Annotated in this window: 1 protein-coding gene; it reads right to left on the bottom strand. The window is 42.6% G+C overall.

What is annotated here, in order from left to right:
* Positions 1–136: 136 nt before the first annotated feature.
* On the bottom strand, positions 137–802 hold the full coding sequence (gene larE / locus HMPREF1019_RS09645) for an ATP-dependent sacrificial sulfur transferase LarE (RefSeq protein ID WP_009295560.1): 666 nt from the start codon (positions 800–802) through the stop codon (positions 137–139).
* Position 803 lies beyond the last annotated feature (1 nt).

The following is an 803-nucleotide window of genomic DNA, read 5'->3' as shown; positions in this document are numbered from 1 at the left end:
CGCAAAGCGCGCTGAGTGTCGATCTTAGCGCATCCGATGTCGTTAAATGGGTAGTTTTTTAGATACTTTAGCGCATCTTGCTCACTCATCTTGCCGTTTTTTATACCAGCGATAAATTCTAAAATTTCAGTCTCGCTCATACCAAAACATCCTCTCTAAGCCCCTTTAGATCAAGCGTTACCTCTGCCACGCCAAGTGCAACTAGCTCTTTAACGATAGACTTAAATTTCACGTCGCTCAAAAAGGTTTGCATGCTAGAAAATGGCATTTGCAGCTTCATTTTTCTATCATCAAGCCTTGCGCGCACATTTGCGTAGCCGCTTTTTATCAGTAAATTTTCAGCCGCTTCTACTAAATTTAGCCCATCTGCGCTTATCTCTTTTTCATGCGGCAAACGAGTTAGCAAGCATGCATAGCTTGGCTTGTCTGCTGTTGCTAAATTTAGCTCACGTGAAAGCTCGCGGATCTCAAATTTACGTAAATTTATTAGAGGCGAAAGCACACCAAGCTCCTCTTTTGCCTTTAAACCTGGGCGATATTCGCCAAGATCGTCTTTGTTTGTGCCATCAGCCAAATTTGTAAAACCAAGCTCTTTTGCACGAGCAAAAAGCCTTGAAAAAACTGCTTTTTTGCAAAGATAACAGCGATTTTGCGGATTGAGCTTTATCTCATCAACGATGCCCACTTCAAATATCTCGTGCCTGATGCCATAAAATTTAGTAAATTCTACCGCCTCGTCTATCTCGCGCAAAGACATATAAGGCGATTTTACCGTGAGTGCTAGCGCATTTTCGCCAAGCACG

Origin of the sequence: Campylobacter sp. 10_1_50 (genome assembly GCF_000238755.1) — a bacterium.
Classification (GTDB): Bacteria; Campylobacterota; Campylobacteria; order Campylobacterales; family Campylobacteraceae; genus Campylobacter_A; species Campylobacter_A concisus_R.
The sequence above is the reverse complement of the archived record's forward strand: the minus strand, read 5'-3'. Positions and strand labels throughout refer to the sequence as shown.